Source organism: Poseidonibacter sp., from assembly GCF_041821165.1.
In the GTDB taxonomy this organism is placed as follows: Bacteria; Campylobacterota; Campylobacteria; order Campylobacterales; family Arcobacteraceae; genus Poseidonibacter.
Genome location: NZ_JBGUES010000176.1, coordinates 1 through 4,824, shown reverse-complemented (window position 1 = coordinate 4,824; position 4,824 = coordinate 1). Strand labels below are relative to the sequence as shown.

Sequence of the window (4,824 nt, the reverse complement as noted above, 5' to 3'; positions counted from 1 at the left end):
GGAGGAGGTACTCCTTCTTGTGTAAAGCACTATGAATATGAAGAAATAATTAATATGGTTAAACCATATTTAATAGAAAATGCAGAAATTACAACAGAAGCAAATCCTAATTCAGCATCATATGAATGGCTTGAAAATATGCATAAATATGGGGTAAATAGAGTAAGTTTTGGAGTGCAAAGTTTTGATGATGAAAAGCTAAAGTTCCTAGGAAGATCTCACAATAATAAAAGTGCTATAAAAGCTATACAAAATGCATCTTGTATAGGTTTTAATGGGATTAACTGTGATATTATTTATGGTGTGCAAGGAGATACACTAGAAAGTATGAAAGAAGATTTTAATCAAGCTTTTGCACTTCCTATTACTCATTTAAGTGCTTATTCTTTGACAATAGAAGAAGGAACAAAATTCTTTAATACTAGCCATGTAAAAATTGATGATGAAGATTTATCTTATAAAATTTTTGAACATATTGCAGAAAATAATTTTACTCAATATGAGATATCAAACTTTGCAAAAGATAAAAAATATGAATCAAAACATAACTATGGATACTGGCAACATAAAGAGTATTTAGGTATTGGTGCAGGTGCTGTTGGATATATAAATAAACGTAGATATTATCCACCAAAAGATATTGAAAAATATATTGAAAATCCTTTTGATATGGAGTATGAAAATATTGATGATTTAGATATAAAAACTGAAAAAATTCTACTTGGCTTAAGATGTCTAAATGGCATAGAATTAGAGTTATTTAATGAAAAAGAGAGAGGAAAAATAGAAGAATTAATTGAATATGATAAGCTTTTTATTAAAAACAATAGAGTTTATAATAAAAATTTCTTATTATCAGATGAATTAGCATTATTTATTTTAGATTAGAAAAGGTAAAAAATTTATGACAATAAAAGACACTATAAAAAAGTATACAAAAGATTTAAGAGAAGTAACACATATACCAGCAAAAGAAGTTGAAATATTAATGTTACATATTTTACAAAAAAATACAATTTGGCTTCATCTAAACTATAATGAAAAGTTTGAACAAGAAAAAGAGTTAGAGAAATTAGTTAAAAAAAGAGCGACAAATTACCCATTAGAATATATTATCAATAAAGCATCATTTTATGGTGAAAGTTTTATTGTAAAAGAGGGTGTTTTAATTCCTCGTCCTGAAACAGAACTATTAATTGATAATGCAGTAGAAATATTTAAAGATAAAAAAGAAGAATCATTAGTTTTAGAAATTGGAACAGGTTCAGGAATTATATCTGTAATGTTAGCTTTATTAATTAAGAATATAAAAATAATAGCTGTTGATATAAATGAAAAAGCTTTAGCTTTAGCAAAAGAGAATGCAATTAAACATAATGTTGAAGATAGAATAGAGTTTAGACTAAGTAATTTATATGAAAATGTACCAGAAGAAAATATTTTTCTAACAATTTCAAATCCTCCTTATATTGCTAATAATTATGAATTACCAACTAATGTAAAGTATGAACCATCAAATGCATTATTTGGAGGCAGTATTGGTGATGAACTTTTAAAAGATATAATTACACAAACAAATAAAAAGAAAATATCATATCTTCTTTGTGAGATGGGATATGATCAAAAGAAACCTTTAGAAGAATACTTTAAATCTTTTGATATAAAAGAGTATTCATTTTACAAAGACTACGAAAATTTTGATAGAGGTTTTACTCTAGAATTTAAAAACTAAAAAAGGATAAAAAATGTTTAAAGAATTTAACTTAGAAAATTTAGAAAAATCAAAAGATATATTAGAAGAACTTTTAAATAAAAGTAGAAAAGAAATAAATGATTTATTAGAAATAGAAAATAAAACATATGAAAATTTTGTTTTACCATATCAGGAAATAGGGGAGTGTATAAATGATTTTATTACTCCAATATTTCATATTGACTCTGTAAAAAATTCTGATGTAACAACAAAAGTTTATGAAGAGTGCTTACCAATTATATCAAAGTACGAAAGTGAAATATCTCAAAATGATAATATATATACATCTTTAAAAGATATACAAGATAAGAGTAAAAATACATTAAATGATATACAAAATAAAGTTATTGAAAATGAGATAAGAGATTTTAAACTTTCTGGTTCACACTTAAGTAATGATAAAAAGAAAAGATTAGAGGAACTAAATTTAGCACTTAGTGAGTTATCTCATAAGTTCTCTCAAAACTTATTAAATGCTACAAAAGATTATGAGTTAATAATTGAAGATTTTGAAGATGTAAAAGAGATTCCAAAATCAGATTTACAATTAGCAAAATTTGAAGAAGATGGAAAAACTAAATATAAATTTACTTTACAAATTCCATCTTATTTAGCATATATTACATATGGAACATCAAGAGAAAAAAGAGAAGAATTATATAAAGCTTATTCAACAAGAGCTCCTCAAAATGGAAAAATAATTGAAGAGATTTTAAAATTAAAAGATGAAAAAGTTAAAATCTTAGGTTTTAATTCTTATGCACAATATTCATTAGAAACAAAAATGGCAAATAATGAAAGTGATGTAATTTCATTTTTAGAAGAGTTAGGACATAAAGGTAAAGTAAAAGCAAAAGAAGAATTAGCAGAAATTATTGAACTTGCAAGTAAAGATGGAATCACAGATTTTAGATCAAGTGATATGTCATATTATTCAGAAAAATTAAAAAAAGCTAAGTATGATTTAGATGAAGAGTACTATAGACCATATTTTGAACAACAATCTGTTTTAAATGGTTTTTTTGATTTTTTAAAACAAATGTTCAATATTACTTTTACAAAAGTAGATGTAAACTCATGGGATGAAAAAGTAACTGTATATGATTTAAGTAATGATAAAAATATAATAGGGCGTATTTTTATAGATTTAGAATCAAGAGAAGAAAAAAGAGGTGGTGCATGGATGAATAACTGGCACTCACACTATACAGATTCAAAAGGTAATAAGCATCTACCAACTGCATATATTGTTTGTAACTTCCCTCAATCAACTGAAGAAACACCTTCTTTATTAAGACATTCAGATGTTGTTACTTTATTTCATGAAATGGGTCATGCATTACATCATTTATTAAGTGAAGTTTCTGAACCATTTGTAAGTGGTATTTCAGGAGTTGCATGGGATACAGTTGAGTTTCCATCTCAGTTTTTAGAATACTTTGCTTATGATAAAGAAGTATTAAGATTATTTGCAAAACATTATGAAACAAAAAATGTTTTAGATGATGAGGCAATTGATAAAATTATCAAAGCTAAAAACTTCCAATCATCTCTTGCTTTAGTTAGACAAGTTGAATTTGCACTGTTTGATTTTAAACTATATCAAAAGCTATACAAAACGGAAGATGAAATACAGGATTTATTAGATGAGATTAGAAATGAGTTTTCAGCATTAATTCCACCATCATATAATAAATTTCAAAATGGATTCTCTCATATATTTGCAGGTGGCTATTCTGCTGGATACTATTCATATAAATGGGCAGAAGTTTTAAGTGCAGATGCCTTTTATATGTTTATTGAATCAGAAAATATTTTCAATAAAGAATTAGGTTTAAAATACAAAAATACAATATTAAGTAAGGGTGGTTCTAAAAATATGGACCAATTATTTTTAGATTTTGCACAAAGAGAGCCAAGTGTTGATTCTTTACTAAAAATTGATGGAATTATTAGCTAAAATTTGCAATAATACGTTTACACGAATACAACCTATAAGGATTAATGAGAATGACAAATACGCAAACAATTCAAAAACTTAATGAAGCTTTAAATACTTTAATAAAAGCATATGAAGAACTTCAAAATGACAATACAAATTTAAAAGTAAGAATAAATGAATTAGAAGATGAAGTATTAGATTTAGAATCAACAAAAGAAGATTTAGAATACAATGTGAAAGAATTTAAAACAAATACAGAAGCAGATAATTCTAATATAAATTCTATGTTAGGTAAAATAGAGGGTTTATTAAATAACAAAGTAAATTCTACAAATTCAAATTCTAATAACAGTAGTGAAAAACCACAAAATAATTCTAATGGAAGTTTTAATTCTCAATCAGATATAAAAGTTGAAGAGCAAAAAAAAGAAGATGAAAATAGTAATAAAATTGATTTAAATAGAATGGCTTCATTATTAAACGGTTTTAATAACTAAGATATAAAATCTATGATTTCAATATTAAATAAGCATTCTTTATATCATACTTTTAATGTCAAAGATTTTAATTATTTAGAAGAGGCCATTAATTCAATGGCTCCTTCTATGGTTGAATATTATTTAAAAGATTTATGTGAAGATAATGATGATAATATATATTTAAATAGAAGAGATATAGAAAACACTCTAGTAATAGGGGAATATAGCTTATACATTGATTACAGTGAAAATATCTATTTAGAAATAGACAATGATTTCACTGCTAATCAAGAAACTACCTCTTTTTGGTAGTTTCCTAAAAAATTTCTGTGGCTTTTTTTAGTTTATCTTTATCAAAATGTGTATAAATTCTTGATGTATTTATATCTGCATGACCTAGTGCTTCTTGAACTAATATTAAATCATGATGTTTAGAATAAAGCAAAGTTGCAAAAGAGTGTCTTAACATATGAGCACCATTTTTCTCTTTTCTAATTCCTGCACTTATTAATATTTTTTCTACTGTTCTACTTACATAACTTTGAGTTAACCTATTTCCAGATTTATTACAAACTAAAAAATCATCATCACAAACTCTAATATCTAACCAATTTTTTAAATCATTTTCAATAACTTTTGATTTAATCATT

6 protein-coding genes are annotated in these 4,824 nt (G+C 25.0%); 5 read left to right on the top strand and 1 reads right to left on the bottom strand.

Annotated elements, in window-relative coordinates; genetic code table 11:
• The 5 genes from hemW to ACERKK_RS11295 form a co-directional block, all read left to right on the top strand.
• Positions 1 to 888: radical SAM family heme chaperone HemW (gene hemW, locus ACERKK_RS11315; protein ID WP_373773184.1), on the top strand; the 888-nt coding region annotated here is incomplete at its 5' end.
• Positions 889 to 904: 16 nt separating this feature from the next.
• Positions 905 to 1,732, top strand: coding sequence for a peptide chain release factor N(5)-glutamine methyltransferase (prmC, locus tag ACERKK_RS11310; protein WP_373773183.1), 828 nt, complete (start codon positions 905 to 907; stop codon positions 1,730 to 1,732).
• Positions 1,733 to 1,745: 13 nt separating this feature from the next.
• Complete coding sequence (locus ACERKK_RS11305; RefSeq protein WP_373773182.1) at positions 1,746 to 3,713, top strand: M3 family metallopeptidase; 1,968 nt, start codon at positions 1,746 to 1,748, stop codon at positions 3,711 to 3,713.
• A gap of 50 nt (positions 3,714 to 3,763) precedes the next feature.
• A complete protein-coding gene (locus ACERKK_RS11300; protein ID WP_373773181.1) occupies positions 3,764 to 4,192 on the top strand; it encodes a hypothetical protein in 429 nt (142 codons plus the stop codon).
• Positions 4,193 to 4,204: 12 nt separating this feature from the next.
• On the top strand, positions 4,205 to 4,486 hold the full coding sequence (locus ACERKK_RS11295) for a hypothetical protein (protein WP_373773180.1): 282 nt from the start codon (positions 4,205 to 4,207) through the stop codon (positions 4,484 to 4,486).
• Between the two features lie 4 nt (positions 4,487 to 4,490).
• Here the strand turns inward: ACERKK_RS11295 and ACERKK_RS11290 are convergent.
• A partial coding sequence (locus ACERKK_RS11290; RefSeq protein ID WP_373773179.1) for a tyrosine-type recombinase/integrase occupies positions 4,491 to 4,824 on the bottom strand: 334 nt, incomplete at its 5' end.

What these genes read in the sequence shown, in the direction of transcription:
- prmC (WP_373773183.1), top strand. Translation starts at nt 905, where the DNA reads ATGACAATAAAAGACACTATAAAAAAGTATACAAAAGATTTAAGAGAA.
- ACERKK_RS11305 (WP_373773182.1), top strand. Translation starts at nt 1,746, where the DNA reads ATGTTTAAAGAATTTAACTTAGAAAATTTAGAAAAATCAAAAGATATA.
- ACERKK_RS11300 (WP_373773181.1), top strand. Translation starts at nt 3,764, where the DNA reads ATGACAAATACGCAAACAATTCAAAAACTTAATGAAGCTTTAAATACT.
- ACERKK_RS11295 (WP_373773180.1), top strand. Translation starts at nt 4,205, where the DNA reads ATGATTTCAATATTAAATAAGCATTCTTTATATCATACTTTTAATGTC.